This is a genomic window from Streptomyces sp. NPDC048603, from assembly GCF_043199475.1.
Taxonomy (GTDB): domain Bacteria; phylum Actinomycetota; class Actinomycetes; order Streptomycetales; family Streptomycetaceae; genus Streptomyces.
This window is the reverse complement of record NZ_JBICVY010000007.1, coordinates 447,734-468,380: the sequence shown is the minus strand read 5'-3', so window position 1 is coordinate 468,380 and position 20,647 is coordinate 447,734. Positions and strand designations below refer to the sequence as shown.

Annotated in this window: 20 protein-coding genes; 1 reads left to right on the top strand and 19 read right to left on the bottom strand. The window is 69.5% G+C overall.

From position 1 onward, the window contains the following. The first annotated feature begins 173 nt into the window (after positions 1–173). The gene (locus tag ACGFQ9_RS20100; RefSeq protein WP_393575391.1) at positions 174–1,979 is read left to right on the top strand and encodes a glycosyl hydrolase family 18 protein; all 1,806 of its coding nucleotides are present in this window, start codon (positions 174–176) and stop codon (positions 1,977–1,979) included. Positions 1,980–2,044: 65 nt separating this feature from the next. On the opposite strand, the gene ACGFQ9_RS20095 is transcribed toward ACGFQ9_RS20100, so the two are convergent. The 19 genes from ACGFQ9_RS20095 to ACGFQ9_RS20005 form a co-directional block, all read right to left on the bottom strand. Beyond that, on the bottom strand, positions 2,045–2,491 hold the full coding sequence (locus ACGFQ9_RS20095; protein ID WP_393575273.1) for a DUF2550 domain-containing protein: 447 nt from the start codon (positions 2,489–2,491) through the stop codon (positions 2,045–2,047). A gap of 145 nt (positions 2,492–2,636) precedes the next feature. Further along, the gene (locus ACGFQ9_RS20090) at positions 2,637–3,011 is read right to left on the bottom strand and encodes a F0F1 ATP synthase subunit epsilon (protein WP_393575271.1); all 375 of its coding nucleotides are present in this window, start codon (positions 3,009–3,011) and stop codon (positions 2,637–2,639) included. A 134-nt stretch (positions 3,012–3,145) separates the two neighbouring features. After that, positions 3,146–4,588 carry a F0F1 ATP synthase subunit beta gene (gene atpD, locus ACGFQ9_RS20085; protein ID WP_393575270.1) on the bottom strand — a complete coding sequence of 481 codons (1,443 nt, stop codon included), beginning with the start codon at positions 4,586–4,588 and terminating at the stop codon, positions 3,146–3,148. Next, positions 4,588–5,505 carry a F0F1 ATP synthase subunit gamma gene (locus tag ACGFQ9_RS20080; RefSeq protein WP_393575269.1) on the bottom strand — a complete coding sequence of 306 codons (918 nt, stop codon included), beginning with the start codon at positions 5,503–5,505 and terminating at the stop codon, positions 4,588–4,590. The genes atpD and ACGFQ9_RS20080 overlap by 1 nt, the downstream gene beginning before the upstream one ends. A 20-nt stretch (positions 5,506–5,525) precedes the next feature. Further along, a complete protein-coding gene (gene atpA, locus ACGFQ9_RS20075) occupies positions 5,526–7,121 on the bottom strand; it encodes a F0F1 ATP synthase subunit alpha (protein ID WP_393575267.1) in 1,596 nt (531 codons plus the stop codon). Between the two features lie 129 nt (positions 7,122–7,250). Continuing rightward, a complete protein-coding gene (locus tag ACGFQ9_RS20070; RefSeq protein WP_393575265.1) occupies positions 7,251–8,066 on the bottom strand; it encodes a F0F1 ATP synthase subunit delta in 816 nt (271 codons plus the stop codon). Beyond that, positions 8,063–8,605, bottom strand: a complete 543-nt coding sequence (locus tag ACGFQ9_RS20065) for a F0F1 ATP synthase subunit B (protein WP_393575263.1) — start codon at positions 8,603–8,605, stop codon at positions 8,063–8,065. Before ACGFQ9_RS20065 ends, ACGFQ9_RS20070 begins: the two co-directional genes overlap by 4 nt. Before the next feature lie 41 nt (positions 8,606–8,646). After that, complete coding sequence (locus tag ACGFQ9_RS20060) at positions 8,647–8,877, bottom strand: F0F1 ATP synthase subunit C (RefSeq protein ID WP_393575261.1); 231 nt, start codon at positions 8,875–8,877, stop codon at positions 8,647–8,649. A 72-nt stretch (positions 8,878–8,949) separates the two neighbouring features. Continuing rightward, positions 8,950–9,789, bottom strand: a complete 840-nt coding sequence (gene atpB, locus ACGFQ9_RS20055; protein WP_393575390.1) for a F0F1 ATP synthase subunit A — start codon at positions 9,787–9,789, stop codon at positions 8,950–8,952. Between the two features lie 210 nt (positions 9,790–9,999). Next, positions 10,000–10,437, bottom strand: a complete 438-nt coding sequence (locus tag ACGFQ9_RS20050) for a hypothetical protein (protein ID WP_393575259.1) — start codon at positions 10,435–10,437, stop codon at positions 10,000–10,002. A gap of 284 nt (positions 10,438–10,721) precedes the next feature. Further along, the gene (locus ACGFQ9_RS20045) at positions 10,722–12,068 is read right to left on the bottom strand and encodes an MraY family glycosyltransferase (protein WP_393575388.1); all 1,347 of its coding nucleotides are present in this window, start codon (positions 12,066–12,068) and stop codon (positions 10,722–10,724) included. A 104-nt stretch (positions 12,069–12,172) separates the two neighbouring features. Continuing rightward, entirely contained in the window at positions 12,173–13,408 is a 1,236-nt protein-coding gene (gene glyA / locus ACGFQ9_RS20040) for a serine hydroxymethyltransferase (protein WP_393575257.1), read from the bottom strand. 108 nt (positions 13,409–13,516) lie between these two features. Beyond that, positions 13,517–14,155, bottom strand: a complete 639-nt coding sequence (locus tag ACGFQ9_RS20035; RefSeq protein WP_393575255.1) for a protein-tyrosine-phosphatase — start codon at positions 14,153–14,155, stop codon at positions 13,517–13,519. Continuing rightward, positions 14,152–14,799 carry an L-threonylcarbamoyladenylate synthase gene (locus tag ACGFQ9_RS20030; protein WP_393575253.1) on the bottom strand — a complete coding sequence of 216 codons (648 nt, stop codon included), beginning with the start codon at positions 14,797–14,799 and terminating at the stop codon, positions 14,152–14,154. The genes ACGFQ9_RS20035 and ACGFQ9_RS20030 overlap by 4 nt, the downstream gene beginning before the upstream one ends. 55 nt (positions 14,800–14,854) lie before the next feature. After that, positions 14,855–15,700 carry a peptide chain release factor N(5)-glutamine methyltransferase gene (prmC, locus tag ACGFQ9_RS20025; protein WP_393575252.1) on the bottom strand — a complete coding sequence of 282 codons (846 nt, stop codon included), beginning with the start codon at positions 15,698–15,700 and terminating at the stop codon, positions 14,855–14,857. A gap of 114 nt (positions 15,701–15,814) precedes the next feature. Beyond that, entirely contained in the window at positions 15,815–16,894 is a 1,080-nt protein-coding gene (gene prfA, locus ACGFQ9_RS20020; RefSeq protein WP_393575250.1) for a peptide chain release factor 1, read from the bottom strand. Between the two features lie 136 nt (positions 16,895–17,030). Continuing rightward, positions 17,031–17,252, bottom strand: a complete 222-nt coding sequence (gene rpmE, locus ACGFQ9_RS20015) for a 50S ribosomal protein L31 (RefSeq protein ID WP_365111216.1) — start codon at positions 17,250–17,252, stop codon at positions 17,031–17,033. Between the two features lie 194 nt (positions 17,253–17,446). Further along, on the bottom strand, positions 17,447–18,577 hold the full coding sequence (locus ACGFQ9_RS20010; protein ID WP_393575249.1) for an LCP family protein: 1,131 nt from the start codon (positions 18,575–18,577) through the stop codon (positions 17,447–17,449). A gap of 220 nt (positions 18,578–18,797) precedes the next feature. After that, entirely contained in the window at positions 18,798–20,555 is a 1,758-nt protein-coding gene (locus ACGFQ9_RS20005; protein ID WP_393575247.1) for a trypsin-like serine protease, read from the bottom strand. Between the last annotated feature and the right edge of the window lie 92 nt (positions 20,556–20,647).

The following is a 20,647-nucleotide window of genomic DNA, read 5'->3' as shown; positions in this document are numbered from 1 at the left end:
CTCACGCCCATACTGCGGTGAGCGCACCATGACAAAAGTGCCCCTGGCGCGCTCACGGGCGGCGCAGGTCCCACCCCCAAGCCGCTGCCGGACTCCGGCAGCGGCGGACCTACGGAGGAGCACCCTTGAGCGCAGCATCCCCCCCACGCACCCGCACCCGAATCCTGTCCCAGGTGGCGGCGACCGTCGCCGCCTTCGCCCTTCCCGTCGCCGGACTCGTCGCCCTGGCCTCCCCCGCCCAGGCCGCGACCTCCGCGACCGCCACCTACACCAAGGTCTCCGACTGGGGATCCGGCTTCGAGGGCAAGTGGACGATCAAGAACACCGGCACCGCCACCATCAACAGCTGGGCCGTCGAGTGGGACTATCCCTCCGACACCCGGGTCACCTCGGCCTGGGACGCCACCGTCACCAACTCCGGCAACCACTGGACCGGCAAGAACGTCGGCTGGAACGGCACCCTCTCCCCCGGTGCCAGCATCAGCTTCGGCTTCAACGGCGCGGGCCCCGGCGCCCCCTCCGGATGCAAGATCAACGGAGCCTCCTGCGACGGCGGCACCCAGCCCGGCGACGCTCCCCCGTCCGCCCCCGGCACCCCCACCGCCTCCAGCGTCACCGAGACCTCCCTGACCCTGAACTGGGCAGCCGCCACCGACGACAAGGGCGTCAAGAACTACGACGTCTACCGCAACGGCAGCAAGGTCGCCACGGTCACCGGCACCTCCCGCGCCGAGACCGGCCTGACCAAGGGCACCGCCTACAGCTACCACGTCATCGCCCGGGACACCGCCGACCAGACCGGCCCCGCCTCCGGCACCCTGTCGGTCACCACCCCCGGCGGCGTCGTCGACCCGCCGCTCCCCGGCGGCCCGGTCAAACTCGGCTACTTCACCAACTGGGGCGTCTACGGCCGCAACTACCACGTGAAGAACCTGGTCACCTCGGGTACGGCGAGCAAGATCACGCACATCAACTACGCCTTCGGCAACGTCCAGAACGGACAGTGCACGATCGGTGACTCCTACGCCGACTACGACAAGGCCTACACCGCCGACCAGAGCGTCGACGGCGTCGCCGACACCTGGGACCAGAGCCTCCGCGGCAACTTCAACCAGCTCCGCAAGCTGAAGAAGCAGTACCCGCACATCAAGGTGCTGTGGTCCTTCGGCGGCTGGACCTGGTCCGGCGGCTTCGGCCAGGCCGCGGCCAACCCGGCCGCCTTCGCCAACTCCTGCTACAACCTGGTCGAGGACCCGCGCTGGGCCGACGTCTTCGACGGCATCGACCTCGACTGGGAGTACCCGAATGCCTGCGGCCTGACCTGCGACACCTCGGGAGCGGCCGCCTTCAAGAACATGATGCAGGCCATGCGCGCCAAGTTCGGCGCGAACAACCTGGTCACCGCCGCCATCACGGCCGACGCCTCGGACGGCGGGAAGATCGACAAGGCGGACTACGCGGGCGCCGCCGCGTACACGGACTTCTACAACGTCATGACGTACGACTTCTTCGGCGCCTGGGCCGCCCAGGGCCCGACCGCCCCGCACTCCCCGCTCACCTCGTACGCCGGCATCCCGCAGGCCGGATTCAACTCCGCCGACGCCATCGCCAAGCTCAAGGCCAAGGGCGTCCCGGGCAGCAAGCTCAACCTGGGCATCGGCTTCTACGGCCGCGGCTGGACCGGCGTCACCCAGGCCGCCCCCGGCGGCACCGCCACCGGCCCGGCGCAGGGCACGTACGAGCAGGGCATCGAGGACTACAAGGTGCTCAAGAACAGCTGCCCCGCCACGGGCACCGTCGCCGGCACCGCCTACGCCAAGTGCGGCAGCAACTGGTGGAGCTACGACACCCCGGCCACCATCGCCGGGAAGATGAGCTGGGCCAAGCAGCAGGGGCTGCGCGGAGCCTTCTACTGGGAGTTCAGCGGCGACACGGCCAACGGGGAACTGGCCGGCGCCGTCCACAGCGGACTGCAGTAGGAACGACCGAAGCCGGGATGACGGGCCGCCCCCGTCATCCCGGCTTCTTCACGTCTTGAAAGCCCTCAGGCCACATTGACCCGTTGTCCCGGAGGCGCCGCCTCCAGCCAGGCCAGGAAACCGGTCAGCGCGTCCTCGCTCATCGCCAGCTCCAGGCGCGTCCCCTGGTGGAGACAGCCGAGCACGACCGCGTCGGACAGCAGGGCCAGCTCCTCCTCGCCCTCCGGAGCACGGCGGGCCAGCACCTCGATGGAGTCCCGCTCCAGCAGGCGGCGCGGCTTCGGCGAATAGCTGAACACACGGAACCACTCGATGCGGTCACCGCTGTACCGGGCGACCCCGTACACCCAGCCCTTGCCGGACAGGTCCGGCTCCTCCGCGACACCCCAGCGGAGCGAACAGTCGAACGTACCGCCGGACCGCTGGATCAGCCGCCGGCGCAGCCCGAACACGAAGAGCCCGATCACCACCAGGGCTACGACCAGGCCGCTCACAAGCAGAGCGAGGAGCATCTTCACCGACCTCCTCGCTCATTCGAACTCGACGATTCCTTCGCCAGACAGAGTCTGACAAGGCGCTGCATCGCCTCAGCCGCGACCCGCTCCGGAAAACTCCGGTCGGACCGCGGCTGAGGTTTCACACTCTTCGGTGCAGGGCTCAGTGCCCCGCGACCGCGCGCAGCCGGACATCGGCGCGCCGCTCGGCGGCCGCATCGGCCTCCGACTTGGCGCGCTCCAGTGCCCGCTCCGCCCGCTGGACGTCGATCTCGTCCGCGAGCTCGGCGATCTCGGCCAGCAGGGACAGCTTGTTGTCCGCGAACGAGATGAATCCGCCGTGCACCGCGGCGACGACCGTGTCGCCACCGGCGGTACGGATGGTCACCGGGCCCGATTCCAGCACGCCGAGAAGCGGCTGGTGACCGGGCATGACGCCGATGTCGCCGGACGTGGTGCGGGCGACGACCAGGGTGGCCTCGCCGGACCAGACACTCCGGTCCGCCGCGACCAGCTCGACGTGCAGCTCAGCAGCCAAGGTGGCTCCTCGGGTCACCACCCGGCAGGTCTGCCGGGTGTTGGGTCAAATTCTAATGGGCGTGAGGAGAGGGACGGGACGCGCCCGCCCCTCTCCGGTGATCCTTGGCGATCCTTTGGGAGGGATCAGCAAGATCAGGAGACGCCCAGCTCCTTGGCGTTGGCCTTCAGGTCCTCGATGCCACCGCACATGAAGAACGCCTGCTCGGGGAAGTGGTCGTACTCACCGTCGCAGATCGCGTTGAACGCGGCGATCGACTCGTCGAGCGGGACGTCCGAACCGTCGACGCCGGTGAACTGCTTGGCGACGTGCGTGTTCTGGGACAGGAAGCGCTCGACACGACGGGCACGGTGGACAACGAGCTTGTCCTCCTCGCCCAGCTCGTCGATACCGAGGATCGCGATGATGTCCTGGAGGTCCTTGTACTTCTGAAGGATTCCCTTGACGCGCATCGCGGCCGAGTAGTGGTCCGCGGCGATGTACCGCGGGTCCAGGATCCGGGACGTGGAGTCCAGCGGGTCCACGGCCGGGTAGATGCCCTTCTCGGAGATCGGACGGGAAAGAACCGTCGTCGCGTCGAGGTGGGCGAAGGTGGTCGCCGGCGCCGGGTCGGTGAGGTCGTCGGCGGGGACGTAGATCGCCTGCATGGAGGTGATCGAGTGACCACGGGTCGAGGTGATGCGCTCCTGGAGGAGACCCATCTCGTCGGCCAGGTTCGGCTGGTAACCCACCGCGGAGGGCATACGGCCGAGCAGGGTCGACACCTCGGAACCGGCCTGGGTGTACCGGAAGATGTTGTCGATGAAGAAGAGCACGTCCTGCTTCTGAACATCGCGGAAGTACTCCGCCATGGTCAGACCGGCCAGGGCGACGCGCAGACGGGTGCCCGGGGGCTCGTCCATCTGGCCGAAGACCAGCGCGGTCTTGTCCAGAACGCCGGAGTCCGACATCTCCTCGATGAGGTCGTTGCCCTCACGGGTACGCTCACCGACACCCGCGAACACCGACACACCGTCGTGGTTGTTGGCGACGCGGTAGATCATTTCCTGGATCAGAACGGTCTTGCCGACACCGGCACCACCGAACAGACCGATCTTTCCACCCTTGACGTACGGGGTGAGGAGGTCGATGACCTTGACGCCGGTCTCGAACATCTCGGTCTTCGACTCGAGCTCGTCGAAGTTCGGGGCCTTGCGGTGGATCGCCCAGCGCTCGGTCACCTCGGAGTTGGCCTCCGGGTAGTTGAGCACCTCACCCAGGGTGTTGAACACCTTGCCCTTGGTGAAGTCGCCGACCGGGACGGTGATGCCCGCGCCCGTGTCGGTCACCGTGGCCTGGCGGACCAGGCCGTCGGTGGGCTGCATGGAGATGGTGCGGACCAGGCCGTCACCGAGGTGCTGCGCGACCTCGAGGGTCAGCGTCTTCAGCGCGCCGTCCTGGGCCGGGTCGGCGACCTGAACGGTCAGCGCGTTGTAGATCTCGGGCATCGCGTCGACGGGGAACTCCACGTCGACGACCGGGCCGATGACCCGGGCGACGCGGCCCGTGGCAGCAGCCGTCTCAACAGAGGTCGTCATTACTTGTCACTCCCCGCGGTCGCGTCGGCCAGGGCGCTGGCGCCACCGACGATCTCGCTGATTTCCTGGGTGATTTCGGCCTGTCGGGCCGCGTTGGCAAGCCGGGAGAGGCTCTTGATGAGCTCACCGGCGTTGTCGGTGGCCGACTTCATCGCGCGCCGGCGGGCGGCGTGCTCGGAAGCGGCCGCCTGCAGCAGCGCGTTGTAGATCCGGCTCTCGACGTAGCGCGGCAGCAGGGCGTCGAGGACGTCCTCAGCCGACGGCTCGAACTCGAAGAGGGGACGGATCTCGCCCTTCGCGGCGTCAGCCTCGGAGGTCTCCGAGAGGCTGAGCGGCAGCATCCGCTGGTCCACCGCGTTCTGCGTCATCATCGACACGAATTCCGTGTAGACGATGTGCAGCTCGTCGACACCGCCGTCGGCCGTCTCCTTGGAGACCGCCTCGATCAGCGGAGCCGCCACCTTCTTCGCGTCCGCGTAGGTCGGGCTGTCGGTGAAGCCGGTCCAGCTGTCCGCGACCTTGCGCTCGCGGAAGCTGTAGTAGGCGACACCCTTGCGGCCGACGATGTAGCTGTCGACCTCCTTGCCCTCGCCGCGCAGCCGCTCGATGAGGCCCTCCGCCGCCTTGATGGCGTTGGAGGAGTAGCCGCCGGCCAGACCGCGGTCGCTCGTGACGAGCAGGACCGCGGCGCGGGCCGGGGCGTCAGCCTCGGTCGTCAGCGGGTGCTTGGTGTTGGAACCGGTTGCCACCGCGGTCACCGCACGGGTGAGCTCGGTCGCGTACGGCGTGGAGGCCGCCACCTGGCGCTGCGCCTTGACGATGCGCGAGGCGGCGATCATCTCCATCGCCTTGGTGATCTTCTTGGTCGCGGTGACGGATCGGATGCGACGCTTGTAGACCCGGAGCTGGGCTCCCATGAGTCAGGTCCCTTCCGTCGTCACTTGGAGACGTTGACGGCCGGAGCGTCCTCGCCCAGGAGCTTGCCGTCCGAGGTCTCGAACTGCTTCTTGAAGTCGGCGATCGCGTCCGCGATGGACTGCAGGGTGTCGTCCGACATCTTGCCGCCCTCGCGGATCGAGGTCAGGAGGTCCTTGCGGTTCAGACGCAGGTTCTCCAGCAGCTCCGACTCGAAGCGGCGGATGTCGGCGACCGGGACGTCGTCCATCTTGCCGGTGGTGCCGGCCCAGACGGAGACGACCTGCTCCTCGACGGGCATCGGCTGGTACTGGCCCTGCTTCAGCAGCTCGACCATGCGCTTGCCGCGCTCCAGGGCGTTCTTCGACGCGGCGTCCAGGTCGGAACCGAAGGCGGCGAACGCCTCCAGCTCACGGTACTGGGCCAGGTCCACGCGGAGACGGCCGGAAACCTGCTTCATCGCCTTGTGCTGGGCGGAGCCACCGACGCGGGAGACCGAGATACCGACGTTCAGGGCCGGACGCTGGCCGGCGTTGAACAGGTCGGACTCCAGGAAGCACTGGCCGTCGGTGATGGAGATGACGTTGGTCGGGATGAACGCCGAGACGTCGTTGGCCTTGGTCTCGACGATCGGCAGACCGGTCATCGAGCCGGCGCCCATGTCGTCGGAGAGCTTGGCGCAGCGCTCCAGCAGACGCGAGTGCAGGTAGAAGACGTCACCCGGGTACGCCTCACGGCCCGGCGGGCGGCGCAGCAGCAGCGAGACGGCGCGGTAGGCGTCGGCCTGCTTCGACAGGTCGTCGAAGATGATCAGGACGTGCTTGCCGGCGTACATCCAGTGCTGACCGATGGCGGAGCCGGTGTAGGGCGCCAGGTACTTGAAGCCGGCCGGGTCGGACGCCGGGGCGGCGACGATGGTCGTGTACTCCAGCGCGCCGGCCTCCTCCAGGGCACCGCGCACGGACGCGATGGTGGAGCCCTTCTGGCCGATGGCGACGTAGATGCAGCGGACCTGCTTGTTCACGTCACCCGAGCGCCAGTTGTCGCGCTGGTTGATGATGGTGTCGACGGCCAGAGCGGTCTTGCCGGTCTGACGGTCGCCGATGATCAGCTGGCGCTGGCCGCGGCCGACCGGAACCATCGCGTCGACGGCCTTGTAGCCGGTCTGCATCGGCTCGTGGACCGACTTGCGGACCATGACGCCGGGGGCCTGCAGCTCGAGGGCGCGGCGGCCCTCGGTCGCGATCTCGCCGAGGCCGTCGATCGGGTTGCCGAGCGGGTCGACAACGCGGCCGAGGTAGCCCTCGCCGACGCCTACGGAGAGAACCTCACCGGTGCGCTGCACCGGCTGGCCCTCCTCGATACCGCTGAACTCGCCGAGGACGATCGCACCGATCTCGCGCTCCTCGAGGTTGAGGGCGAGACCGAGGGTGCCGTCCTCGAACTTCAGCAGCTCGTTCGCCATGGCGGAGGGCAGGCCCTCCACCTTCGCGATGCCGTCGCCGGCAAGGCTGACCGTGCCGACCTCCTCGCGCGAGGCCGCGTCCGGCTTGTACGACTGGACAAAGTTCTCCAGCGCGTCCCGGATCTCCTCCGGCCGGATCGTGAGCTCCGCCATCTGGGTTCCCTGCTCTCCTTGTTGGGCCTGAAGCTTCTTAGGGGTCTGGGGGTGACCCCCAGGAATCTTCTGCAAGTTCTGCACGGCCCAACCGGGCCGTCGACAAATGCTTCTTGAGTTGGTGGCTGGTCAGCCGGCCATACGACGGGACGCCTCGGCGAGGCGCTCCGCGATGGAGCCGTCGATGACCTCGTCACCGACGCGCACCGTGATCCCGCCGAGGACCTCGGGGTCCACGTCGAGGTTCAGGTGCATCTCGCGGCCGTACAGCTTGGCCAGCACCGCGCCGAGACGCTGCTTCTGCACGTCGCTGAGCGGCACCGCGGTGGTCACGGTGGCGACCACACGGTTGCGGCGCTCGGCGGCGAGCTTGGAAAGGGACTCCAGCCCCGCTTCCAGGCTACGTCCACGCGGCTGCGTGACGAGACGGGCGACCAGGCGCTCGGTCGTGGCGTTGGCCTTGCCGCCGAGCAGGCTGCGGAGCAGCTCGCCCTTGGCGGTGCCGGACGCGGCCTTGTCGGTCAGCGCGGCCCGCAGCTCGGTGTTCGAGGCGAGGATCCGGCCGAACCGGAACAGCTCGTCCTCGACGTCATCGAGCGTGCCGGCGCCCTGGGCCGCCGTGAGGTCGGCGGTGTCCGCCAGCTCCTCCAGCGAATCCACCAGGTCACGCGACTGCGACCAGCGGGACCGGACCATGCCCGTCACCAGGTCGAGGGTCTCCCCGCCGACCTGGCTGCCGAGCAGCCGGTTCGCGAGCTCGGCCTTGGCCTCGCCGGCCTGCGCCGGGTCGGTCAGGACCCGACGCAGCGAGACCTCGCGGTCGAGCAGCGCGGTAACGGCAGCCAGCTCGCCGGCGAGCTTCGTCGCGTCGACGGACGTGTTGTCCGTCAGCGCGTCGAGACGCTCGCGCGCGGCGCCCAGCGCCTCGCGGCTCGCTCCGTTCATCGGGCGGCCTCGGCCTTCGCCTCGAGCTCGTCGAGGAACCGGTCGATGGTGCGGCTCTGCCGGGCGTGGTCCTCGAGGGACTCACCGACGAGCTTGCCCGCCAGGTCGGTGGCGAGCTTGCCCACGTCCTGACGCAGTGCCTGCGAGGCGGCCTTGCGGTCGGCCTCGATCTGGGCGTGGCCGGCAGCGATGATCTCCTCACGCTGCCGCTGGCCCTCTGCGCGCAGTTCTTCCTTGAGCGCAGTGCCCTGCTCCAGCGCGTCCTGGCGCAGGCGAGCGGCCTCATGCCGCGCCTCGGCGAGCTGGGCCTTGTACTGCTCCAGCACGCTCTGGGCCTCGGTCTGAGCGGCTTCCGCCTTCTCGATACCGCCTTCGATGGCCTCGCGGCGCTCTTCCAGAACCTTGTTGATGTTCGGGAGGAGCTTCTTGGCGAGGAAGCCGAAGACGATCAGGAAGGCGATAAGGCCGATGACCAGCTCAGGGAGCGGCGGAATGAGGGGGCTCTGAACTTCCTCGGCCGCGAGAACCGTGAGGTTCACATCAGTGCCTTTCGTCTAGTGGGCTGATCGGGATCCGTAGATCAGGTGCCGTAGACGAACGGCATGACCAGACCGATGAGGGCGAGCGCCTCACAGAAGGCGAAGCCGAGGATCTGGTTGGCGCGGATGATGCCGGCCGCCTCGGGCTGGCGGGCGAGCGCCTGGGTGCCGTTGCCGAAGATGATGCCGACGCCGACGCCCGGGCCGATGGCCGCGAGACCGTAACCGATGGAACCGAGGGAGCCAGAGACAGCGGCAAGGGTCTGGGACATGCCAGTTCTTCCTTCTCTTTCACGGACCGGTGGGGGTTGGCCACCGGACGAATAGGGCTTGGGGGAGGGCGATCAGTGGTGCTCGGCGAGCGCGCCCTGGATGAAGCTGCAGGCCAGGAGGACGAACACGTAGGCCTGAACAGCCTGGATGAAGAGCTCGAAGGCCGTCATCACGAGGACCATCACGAAGGACACGCCCGCGTAGGCGATGCCGATCCCGTTCAGCAGGTACCAGCTGGCGATGGTGAACAGCAGCAGCAGGGTGTGACCGGCGAACATGTTCGCGAACAGTCGGACCGCGTGGGTGAACGGGCGCACCAGGACGTTCGAGAAGAACTCGATGACCATGACCATCGGAAGGACCGGGCCGAGGGACTTGTCGTAGCCGGTGATGTTCTTGAAGCCGCCGACGAAGCCGTGACGCTTGAAGGTCACCGACATCCAGATGCCGTAGACGATCAGCGCGAGCCCGGCCGGGTACGCGATGATCGCGGTCACCGGGAACTGGGCCAGCGGGATGATCGACCAGAGGTTCATCATCCAGACGAAGAAGAACAGCGTCACCATGAAGGGGACGTACTTCTCGCCCTCCTTCTTGCCCAGGGTCTCGTAGACGATCCCGCGGCGCACGAAGTCGTAGCCGGCCTCGGCGACCATCTGCAGCTTGCCCGGAACCAGCTTCGGCTTGCGGAACGCGGCCCAGAAGAAGCCGACGATGACGACGGTGCCCAGGAGGGCGAGCAGCATCGTCTTGTTGAAATAGCCGAAGCTGCTGTCTGCGTCACCGAAGATCGGCTCGAAGAGGAACGAGTGCAGGCCCGGGGCCGGGAAGCCACATCCGTCGAAGATGTGACAGTCGGTCTCGAAGGCGAGAACCTGCGTCGGGTCAGCACTCACCGCGAGCTCCTTCAGCGTGGCGCATAGGTACGGCAACCTCGTTGTGTCGGCGCGGCGCGCAGCCGCGGTTCGGCACTGGACTGGTGTTACGGATGGTGGGGCGGCGGGCAGGCAGCGAGCCTCGCGATGGAACAGGCGTCAGCTCAGATGCCCGCGCCCGTAGTGCCGCACTCGGCACCGGACGATAGCAGTATCTCGAACGAGCACTTATCCCGCCCCTACCCTTCACGACTTCGGGCCCGAGTTCTCGGGCTTCTCGGTCTTCGTCGAGTCCGGCTCGACGTAAAGGATCTTGGCCTTCATGTGAGCACGCGTCTGCGCACCGATCCACACGAGGGTGGTGGCGACGAGCGTGATGGCGAAGGCCTTGGGGTTGAACAGGGTGGTGTCCTTGAACGCGGCGACAAAGATGAACAGCAGAAGAATTTGTGCCGTGTAAAGCATCAGTCCCATCGCCTGGAACAGATGCGGCAGCGATCGTGCCGTGCGCTGGAGCACGACGAATCCCATGCCCATGAAGAGGATCACGACCAGCGTCGCGACGACGGCCCCTATCGCCCCTTCACCGCCGGCGACCACACCGCTGATGACCGCGGCGAGAACGCCGGCGGCAGCGGTGGGTACAGCGGCTTGCAGGAGTGATCGGACGTCATCAGACCGCATGGCGGGTGGCTCCGCATGGTTTGGGGGGCACGGGACTCGTACAGGACGAGCGTAAGCCCGGTCCGAGAGAGAACCTCGGGCCAACGGACCGTCGCACTACGGTCCTTCGGCTCTGTCGCCGGGTTTAGTGAACGGTATCACAAACTATTTGATGAGGTCTTTACCTGAGGGTGTGCGCACTGTCACACATGAGTGTGACAGTGCCCGTCTGTGCGCGACACGGTGGCGTTCTGTCTGATATAGGCCGTTCGGTCCCGGTCGCCTGGCATCCGGGAGGGGGCGCGTCAGCGCGACGATCCGGCCTTACGCCGGTCGGGGAAGCGCGAACGGGGGCCCACCGCGGTCGCGCCGTTGACGCCGGAGACCCCGCCGACGAGCAGCCGGGCCGGCTCCGGCTCGGCGCCCTGCCCGGCCGCGGCCTCGCGGGCCGCCGCCTCCTCGGCGTCCCGCTCCGCGTGCCGGTAGCGGGGCGGCACCATGCCCTCGGCCCACTGCGGGGCGCGCGGGGTGAAACGCGGCAGCAGGAGCAGGAGCAGGCCGACACCGCTGAGCGCGGCGATCGCCAGCACGATCCACATCGAGGTGGAGTTCACCGAATAGGCCACGGCGCCGAAGGCGATCAGCGCCGACCAGAAGTACATGATCAGGACAGCCCGGCTGTGCGAATGTCCGATTTCCAGCAGCCGGTGGTGCAGGTGCCCGCGGTCGGCGGCGAACGGCGACTGCCCGTTCCAGGTCCGCCGGACGATCGCCAGCACCAGGTCCGCGGCCGGCAGCGCGATGATCGTCAGCGGCATCAGAAGCGGGATGAAGACCGGGAGCATCGCGTGGGTCGCGTTGCGCTCACCGCCGGCCCACAGGGCCATCGCGTCGGGGTCCACCTGGCCGGTGATGGAAATGGCGCCGGCCGCCAGCACCAGCCCGATCAGCATCGAGCCGGAGTCGCCCATGAAGATCCGGGCCGGGTGCATGTTGTGCGGCAGGAAGCCCAGGCACATGCCCATCAGGATGGCCGCGAACAGGGTCGCGGGGGCCGCGGCCTCGATGCCGTAGCCGTACCAGATGCGGTACGAGTACATGAAGAACGCGGCGGCCGCGATGCAGACCATGCCCGCCGCCAGGCCGTCCAGGCCGTCCACGAAGTTCACCGCGTTGATCGTGATGACCACCAGGGCGACGGTGAGCAGGTTGCCCTGCCACTGGGTCAGCGAGACCGTCCCGATGCCCGGGACCGGAATCCACAGGATGGTCAGGCCCTGCATCACCATCACGCCCGCCGAGATCATCTGGGCGCCGAGCTTGATCAGCGCGTCGATCTCGAACTTGTCGTCCAGCACGCCGACCAGCCAGATCAGCGCCGCCCCGGAGAGCAGCGCCCGAGGCTCGTTCGACAGCTCGAAGACCCCGTTGAGGTTCTGCAGGTGGTCGGCGACGAGCAGGCCGGCGCAGAGCCCGCCGAACATGGCGATGCCGCCCAGCCGCGGAGTGGGCTCGCGGTGCACGTCGCGGGCGCGGATCGCCGGCATCGCGCCGGCCGCGATCGCGAACTTCCGCACCGGCCCGGTCAGCAGGTAGGTCACCGCGACCGTGACGCAGAGCGTCAGCAGGTATTCACGCACGGGCTGCCCCAGATGTATCGCCGGCCATCTCAGCCCCACACATTAGCCGTGATGTGCTCTCGACCGAGGACGCGAGGGGAGCACTTCCCGGTTGCGCTAAGCCCCGCTCGGGTCGGTTACTCCCCATAAGGGGGAAAAGCGCGCACCAGCTCGGCCACCTCCGCGCGGACCCGCGGGGCCTCCTCGCCGCGCAGCGCCCGCCCGAACAGCCCGGCGATCCGCACCATCTCCGGCTCCCCCATCCCCTGCGTGGTCACCGCCGCCGTACCGAGCCGGACGCCGCGCTGGTCGCCGTACGGGAGGGCGCAGGTGTCCAGGACCATCCCCGCGGCCGCCAGACGGCCGCGTGCGGCCCGTCCGTCCATGCCCAGGGGTGCCGGGTCGGCGGTGATCATGTGGGTGTCCGTACCGCCCGTGGTGATCGCGAAGCCGAGGCCGGCGAGGGCCTGGGCGAGCGCGCGCGCATTGGTGACGACCCGGTGCGCGTAGCGCGCGAAGGCCGGCGTCGCGGCCTCGCCGAACGCGACCGCCTTCGCGGCGATGGTGTGCATCTGCGCGCCGCCCTGGGTGAACGGGAACACCGCCCGGTCGATCCGCTCGGCGAGCTCCGCACCGCAGAGGATCATTCCGCCGCGGGGGCCGCGGAGCACCTTGTGGGTGGTCGCGCAGACCACGTCCGCGTACGGCAGCGGACTCGGCGCGGCTCCGCCGGCCACCAGCCCGATCGGATGCGCCGCGTCGGCGATCAGGACCGCCCCGACCTCGTCGGCGATCTCCCGGAAGGCGGAGTACTCGGGGTGCCTGGGGTAGCAGATGGAACCGCAGACGATGGCCTTGGGCCGGTGGCTGCGGGCCAGGGTCTGCACCTGGTGGTAGTCGATGATCCCGGTCTCGGCGTCCACCCCGTACCCGACGAAGTCGAACCAGCGGCCGGAGAAGTTCGCCGGGGAGCCGTGGGTGAGGTGCCCGCCCGCGGTCAGCCCCATCGCGAGGACGGTGTCCCCCGGCCGCAGCAGCGCCGCGTAGGCGGCGAGCACCGCCGCCGACCCGGAGTGCGGCTGGACGTTGGCGTGTTCGGCGCCGAACAGCGCCCGGGCCCGCTCCGCGGCGGTCCGCTCGGCGAGGTCGGCGTACTCGCACCCGCCGTGGTGCCGGGCTCCCGGGTACCCCTCGGCGTACTTGTTGGCGAGGGCGGACCCGAGCGCGGTGAGCACGGCCCGCGAGGTGAAGTTCTCCGCGGCGATCAGCTGCAGGGTGGTGTTCTGGCGGTGGGCCTCCCCCGAGAGGATGTCGGCCATCTGGGGGTCCTGCCGGCGCAGCACGTCCGCCGTGGGCTGACTGATGACGCTCATGGCGCGCTCCCGAGCAGTGGGGGTACCGGGTACGCCCACTGTAGTTCCGCACCCCCGCTCCCGCCGCCGGGAAGCCGTGCGCCGTCGGCGCCATGTGCGCCGCGGCGGTCAGCGGTTGGCGGTGACGCCCGTCAGGGCCGTGACGACCGGGTCCAGGGCCTGGTGGATCTCGTCGCCGATCGAACGGAAGAAGGTGATCGGCGCACCGTACGGGTCGTAGACCTCGTCGGCGTCCGGGGACGGTGCCAGCAGCCAGCCGCGGAGGGCGGCAGCCGCCCGTACGAGCGCGCGGGCGCGCGCGGCCATGCCGTCGTCCAGTGGCGGGAGCGTCGCCGGGTCTATCGCCCGGACGAGCCGGGTGAACTCCTTCAGGGTGAAGGTGCGCAGGCCCGCCGAGTGACCCATCGAGATCACCTGCGCCCGGTGGTCGCGGGTCGCCGTCAGGACCAGGTCGGCGCGGATGACGTGCTCGTCGAGGAGCTCGCGCCCGGTGAATCCGGTCGTGTCCGCCCCGAAGTCGGCCAGTACGGCCGCGGCGTTCGCCTCCATCGGCGCACCCTCGTGGCCCCAGGTACCGGCGCTCTCCACGATCAGGCCGCCGGTGGAGGCCCCGCCCAGGCGGTGGGTCAGGGCATGCCGGGTGAGCCGCTCGGTGATCGGCGAGCGGCAGACGTTGCCGGTGCTGACGTGGAGTATGCGGAAGGTGTCGCCCGATTCACTCGCTATGCCACGCCCCTCAGGGCTCACGGGGCCACCTCGAGGTCGGGTACGACCTCCCGCAGCTGGTCGGCGGTCAGTGCCCCTGCGCGCAGCAGGACGGGAACCTTCCCGGTGACGTCGACGATCGAGGAGGGCTGGATGCCCGGGGTCGGGCCGCCGTCCAGGTAGACCGAGACGGAGTCGCCGAGCATCTCGCGGGCGGCGTCGCAGTCCTCCGGCGCCGGGTGCCCGGTCAGGTTCGCCGAGGACACGGCCATCGGGCCGACCTCGGTCAGCAGCTCGATCGCCACCGGGTGCAGCGGCATGCGGACGGCGACCGTGCCGCCGGTCTCGCCCAGGTCCCAGGCGAGCGAGGGCTGGTGCCTGGCGACCAGGGTCAGCGCACCCGGCCAGAACGCGTCGACGAGCTCCCAGGCCTGCTCGGAGAAGTCGGTGACCAGCCCGTGCAGGGTGTTCGGCGAGCCGATCAGGACGGGGGTGGGCATGTTCCGGCCGCGGCCCTTGGCCGCGAGCAGGTCGCCGACCGCCTCCGCGTTGAAGGCGTCCGCGCCGATGCCGTACAGGGTGTCCGTCGGCAGGACCACGAGCTCACCGCGCCGCACGGCGGATGCCGCTTCACGCAGACCGGTCTTGCGGTCCGTCGCGTCGTTGCAGTCGTATCGCCGGGCCATCAGCGGGACTCCTCGTGCGTGGGGGAAAGATCTGGCAGGGGGTGGCCGGCGCGGGTCACGGCAGCGCCTTGCGGGCCGTGGCGAAGCGCGGGCGGTTGTTGAGGTCAGGGTGGTCGGCCGCGTCGGCCCAGCCCCGTTCCTCGGCGAAGATCCACGGCACCTGGCCGCCCTGGGTGTCCGCGTGCTCGACGACGACGAGTCCGCCGGGCCGCAGCAGCCGGTGCGCGGTGCGTTCGATGCCGCGGATGGTGTCCAGACCGTCCTCGCCGGAGAACAGCGCCATCTGCGGGTCGTGGTCCCGGGCTTCCGGGGCGACGTACTCCCACTCGGTCAGCGGGATGTACGGCGGGTTGGAGATGACCAGGTCCACCTGGCCGTCCAGCTCGGGCAGCGCGCTCAGCGCGTCCCCCTGGTGGACGGTGACCCGGGACCCCTCGGCGTTCTTCCGGGTGTAGACGAGCGCGTCCTCGGACAGCTCGACGGCGTGCACCCGGGAGCGCGGCACCTCCTGGGCCATGGCCAGGGCGATCGCACCGGACCCGGTGCACAGGTCCACGATCAGCGGCTCGACCACGTCCATGGCCCGGACGGCCTGTATGGCCCAGTCGACGACGGACTCGGTCTCCGGGCGCGGTACGAACACGCCCGGTCCGACCTGGAGCTCCAGGTAGCGGAAGAAGGCCCGCCCGGTGATGTGCTGGAGCGGCTCGCGCGCCTCGCGGCGGGCGACCGCCTCCCAGTAGCGGGCGTCGAAGTCGCTGTCCTTGACGTGGTGCAGTTCCCCCCGCTTGACGCCGTGCACCCACGCGGCGAGCTCCTCCGCGTCGAAACGCGGAGAGGGCACACCGGCGGCGGCCAGCCGCTGGGTGGCCTGGGCCACCTCGGCAAGCAGCAAGTTCATCTGCGCTGGTCCTCCGGCTGCTGTCATGGGGGTCCCCCCTGCTCGAGCGAAGCCGGGAGCTTGGGGGAAGGGGCGGTACGCGGGACCCTACGCGGTCCGCGGGGGCTGGAGCGGTTACTGCGCGGCCGCGAGCTTGGCGGCGGAGTCCGCGTCGACGCAGGCCTGGATGACCGAGTCGAGGTCGCCGTCGAGCACCTGGTCGAGGTTGTACGCCTTGAAGCCGACCCGGTGGTCCGAGATCCGGTTCTCCGGGAAGTTGTACGTGCGGATCTTCTCGGAGCGGTCCACGGTGCGCACCTGGCTGCGGCGGGCGTCCGCGGCCTCCTGCTCGGCGGCCTCCTGGGCGGCTGCCAGCAGGCGGGAGCGCAGGATGCGCATGGCCTGCTCCTTGTTCTGGAGCTGGCTCTTCTCGTTCTGGCAGGAGGCGACCACACCGGTGGGGAGGTGCGTGATGCGCACGGCCGAGTCGGTGGTGTTGACGGACTGGCCGCCGGGGCCGGACGAACGGTAGACGTCGATCCGCAGGTCGTTCGGGTTGATCTCGACCTCGACCTCCTCGGCCTCCGGGGTGACGAGCACGCCGGCGGCGGAGGTGTGGATGCGGCCCTGGGACTCGGTGGCCGGCACGCGCTGCACGCGGTGCACGCCGCCCTCGTACTTCAGGCGGGCCCAGACGCCCTGGCCGGGCTCGGTCGCGCCGTTGCCGCCCTTGGTCTTCACGGCGACCTGGACGTCCTTGTAGCCGCCGAGCTCGGACTCGGTGGAGTCGATGATCTCGGTCTTCCAGCCCACCCGCTCGGCGTAGCGCAGGTACATGCGCAGCAGGTCGCCGGCGAACAGGGCGGACTCGTCGCCGCCCGCGCCCGCCTTGATCTCCAGCAGCACGTCCTTGTCGTCGCTGGGGTCGCGCGGCACCAGGAGCAGCCGGAGCTTCTCGGTGAGCTCCTCGCGGTGCGCGCTCAGCTCCTTCACCTCGGCGGCGAAGTCGGGGTCGTCGGCGGCCAGCTCCTTGGCCGTCTCGATGTCCTCGGCCGACTGCTTCCAGGCCCGGAAGGTGGCGATGATCGGGGTCAGCTCCGCGTAGCGCTTGTTGAGCTTGCGCGCGTTGGCCTGATCGGAGTGGACCGACGGGTCGGCGAGCTTCTTCTCGAGGTCGGCGTGCTCGCCGACCAGGTCCTCGACGGCCTCGAACATCTTCGGGCTCCTGGTGAAAGATTGCGAAAGGGCTGGGCAGCCGGATGGGCCGCCGGCTGCGACGGGACGACAAAGGCGCCGGTCCGACCACCCCCGCGTGGACAGGGAGCGGCCGGAGACCGGCGCCGGCGTCTCGCTACTTCTTGGCGGCCGCAGCCTTGCCGAAGCGGGCCTCGAAGCGGGCCACACGGCCACCGGTGTCGAGGATCTTCTGCTTGCCCGTGTAGAACGGGTGGCACTCGGAGCAGACCTCGGCACGGATGGTGCCCTCGGTCAGGGTGCTACGGGTGGTGAACGACGCACCGCAGGTGCAGCTGACCTGGGTCTCGACGTACTCGGGGTGGATCTCGCGCTTCAAGGTGTCTCCTAGTTTCGGGAGGGCTCCGGGTCGCACGTCGCGGAATTGCTCCATGCGTGAACCGGGGCCGACGTACCAGTCTGCCAGGACCGGCCCGCCTGTCAAAATTCCGGGACGCACCCCTCAACGGGTACCCGCGCGCCGTTATTCCGGCCCCTTCCCACGGGCCCCGCCCCGTCGCTCCCCGGCCGGTCCTACCGGATCACGGATCCGGCGGTGCCCTTGTCCCCTGCGGACTTCTCGGTGGCCTCGGCCGGGATCGGCCGGTCGGCCCGCAGGGCCTCCCAGACCAGCGCGGACTCCTTCTGCAGCGGGACCACACGGTTGGGGTCGCGGGTGTCCCCGGCGACCGGCAGGGTGATCATCTGCATGTCCTGGGAGTCGATGCCGCTCAGCCCGGACGCGAAGCCCATCAGCGACTTCACGTCGCCCAGCTTCGAGTCGGTGGTGACCGCCTTGGTGGCGGTGTCGGCCAGGTCCAGCAGCCGCTTGGGGTTGTCGAACAGCCCGATGCCCTTGACCTGCTTGAGCAGCGCCTTGATGAAGGCCTGCTGGAGCTGTATGCGCCCCAGGTCGCTGCCGTCGCCGACGCTCTTGCGGGTGCGGACCAGTCCGAGGGCCTGCTCGCCGTTCAGCCGGTGCGTCCCGGCCGGCAGGTCGAGGTGGCTGGCGCCGTCCTTGATGGGCTTGACGGTGGTGACCTCCACCCCGCCGAGCTTGTCGATGATCTCCTTGAAGCCGGTGAAGTCCACCTCGATGTAGTGGTCCATCCGGATCCCTGACATCTGCTCGACCGTCTTGACCGCGCAGGGCGCCCCGCCGACGGTGAACGACTCGTTGAACATCCGCCGCGGGCCGCCGGCGTCGGTCTTCCCCGACGGGGTCTTGCAGGAGGGCCGGGTCACCAGGGTGTCCCGCGGTATCGATACGACGCTCGCCTTCTCGTGGCCCTCGTACACGTGGACGATCATGGCGGTGTCGGAGCGGGCGGAGCTGGGGGCACCTCCCGGGCCGCCAGGCCCAGGGGGACCGTCGTCTCCGCCGTACTCGGCGTTCGCGCCGCCGCGCGAGTCGGAACCGAGGACCAGGATGTCCAGGGAGCCGTTGTCCACGTCGGCCGGGCGGTCCTTGCCCAGGGCCGCGTCGAGGTCCACGCTCTTCAGGTTGCCGTTGAACTTCACGTAGAAGTAGCCGAGGCCGGCGCCGCCGAGGACCACGACGCCCGCCGCGGTCCACGCGGCGACGGCGACCGCCCTGCGTCGTTTCTGCGGCTTCCGGCGCCGCCCCCCGGCCCGGTGGTCCGGGCCCGTCCTGTCCTCGCTCATGCGCTCCCTCAGCCCCTGCCCGGCCCTTACCGGCCCCGTCCGTCGTCCCACCCTTGTCCCGTATGTCCGCTGACACAGACGGGTGAATCGGGGCGGGGGTTCCAAGGGGCTCCGGAGTGACCCGCGGAAACGCACCGCGCCCACCGTGCGGGGCACGGTGGGCGCGGTGGGCTCGGCGCCGGGGCGGACGCCCCGTTACCGCGGTCCTGCCGGGGGCTGATCAGCCGAAGAGGTTGAACTGCGCCCAGGCGGTACCGAAGGCCTTGCGTGTGGCGAAGGTCGCACCGGTGCTGCTGCCGGTTCCCGGGAACAGCCACAGGGCGTCGCCCTCACGGGCCAGCAGGTCGGCCTTGCCGTCGTTGTTCACGTCGCCGACGGTGGCGAACGCGGTGTACGAGCTGCCGAGGGTGGCCACCTTCACGCGCGGCGCGAAGGTGTTCAGGCCGAGGGTGCCGGTGCCCTTGTACAGGTAGACCTCACCGGCGGGGGTACGGGCCAGCAGGTCCGTCTTGCCGTCGCCGGTCAGGTCGCCGTGGCCGAGGACCTGGCTGTAGATCTGCCAGCCCGGTCCGCCGTCGACCTCGGCGTAGAAGCCGCCCTTGCCGTTGCCCGGGTGGATCCGCAGCCGGCCGGCCGAGTCCACCGAGATCAGGTCCTGCACGTCGTTGCCGTTGACGTCGCCGGGCGCCAGGAAGGTGCGCCGGGTCTGCCAGCCGGCGGCCAGCTTGGTGTTCTGCCAGGTGCCGTTCGACTGGAACGTCCGGTACAGGTCGCCGGCGGCGGTGCGCCGGATGATGTCCTGCGAGCCGTCCAGGTCGAGGTCGGCCTGCACGAGCAGGTTGTCGGACTTGTAGTCACCCGGGACCGAGGCCTGCCAGGACAGGCTGGTGCCCTTGGAGTGGAACGGGAACAGCTTGCCGTCGGAGGCCCGGCGGGCCAGCATGTCGGCCTGGCCGTCCTTGTTCCAGTCGGTGTCGTAGGCGCGGGCCCGGATCGGCCCGGCGTACGAGGTGACCTTCGCGTAGACCCCGTAGGCGCCCTTGTAGACGCAGTCCTCGACGCCCCAGGAGACCACGCCGATCAGCCGGCCGTTGCGGACCAGCGGACCGCCGGAGTCTCCGTTGCAGGCGGTGGTGGTGCCGGCGTCCGACCCGGAGGCCGGGGTGCCCGCGCACACCATGTGGCCGCGGATCAGGTAGTCGCCCCAGAAGCCCGCGCAGGTGTCGTCGGAGACGAGCGGCAGGGATGCCTTCTTGAGGGTCGGCGACACGGCCTGGCTGCCGGAGGTGTAGCGGCCCCAGCCGTAGACCTCGGCGGTGTTCCCCACCGCGTAGTTGCCGGTGTCGGTGCTGCGCGCGACCGGCAGCGCCGGAACGTTGACGGGCTTGGCGAGGGTCAGAACCGCCACGTCGTTGTCCGTCGTGCCGGCGTTGTACGAGGGGTGCTTCCACTGGCGGCGGACGGTCACCGGGGTGCCGCCCTGCCAGTTGGTCACGCCGCCCGAGTCGACCGTGGGCAGCTTGGTGGCGCCCACGACCACCACGCTGTCGAGCGTCCAGTTGAGACCGTCGACGCAGTGCGAGGCGGTGAGGATCTTCGTGGGGGCGACGACCGTGCCCCCGCAGAAGAACGCCTCGTCGTCGGCCTTGTCAGGGGTGTTGCGGTCGTCGTAGTAGTGCAGCTGCGCCATCCAGGGCGCGTTGGAGATGGTCTCCGTGTTGCCGCCGATGATGTACGGGGACGACTTCGGGGGCTCCGGCGCGGACTTCTGCGGCGGAACCGGCTTGCTGACGTCCCTCGACTGCTGATCGGTCGTCATCGACCGGGCGACGCGCTTTCCGAGCTCCTTGGTGGTGGGCTCGGGCGTCGTGGAGGCGGCCTGCGCTCCGGTGGCCGTCAGCCCTGTACCGAACAGGGCGAGCACGGACACGGCAACAGGGACCGCCAGGCGCGAAGTGCGTATGTGCACGCGCGACATCCTTCTTCCGTTGGCGGAGCAGTTGATGGGTCCGGTGATCCTATGGCAACGCCGCCCCCACCCTGACGGGTGGGGGCGGCGTCGGTGCTCTG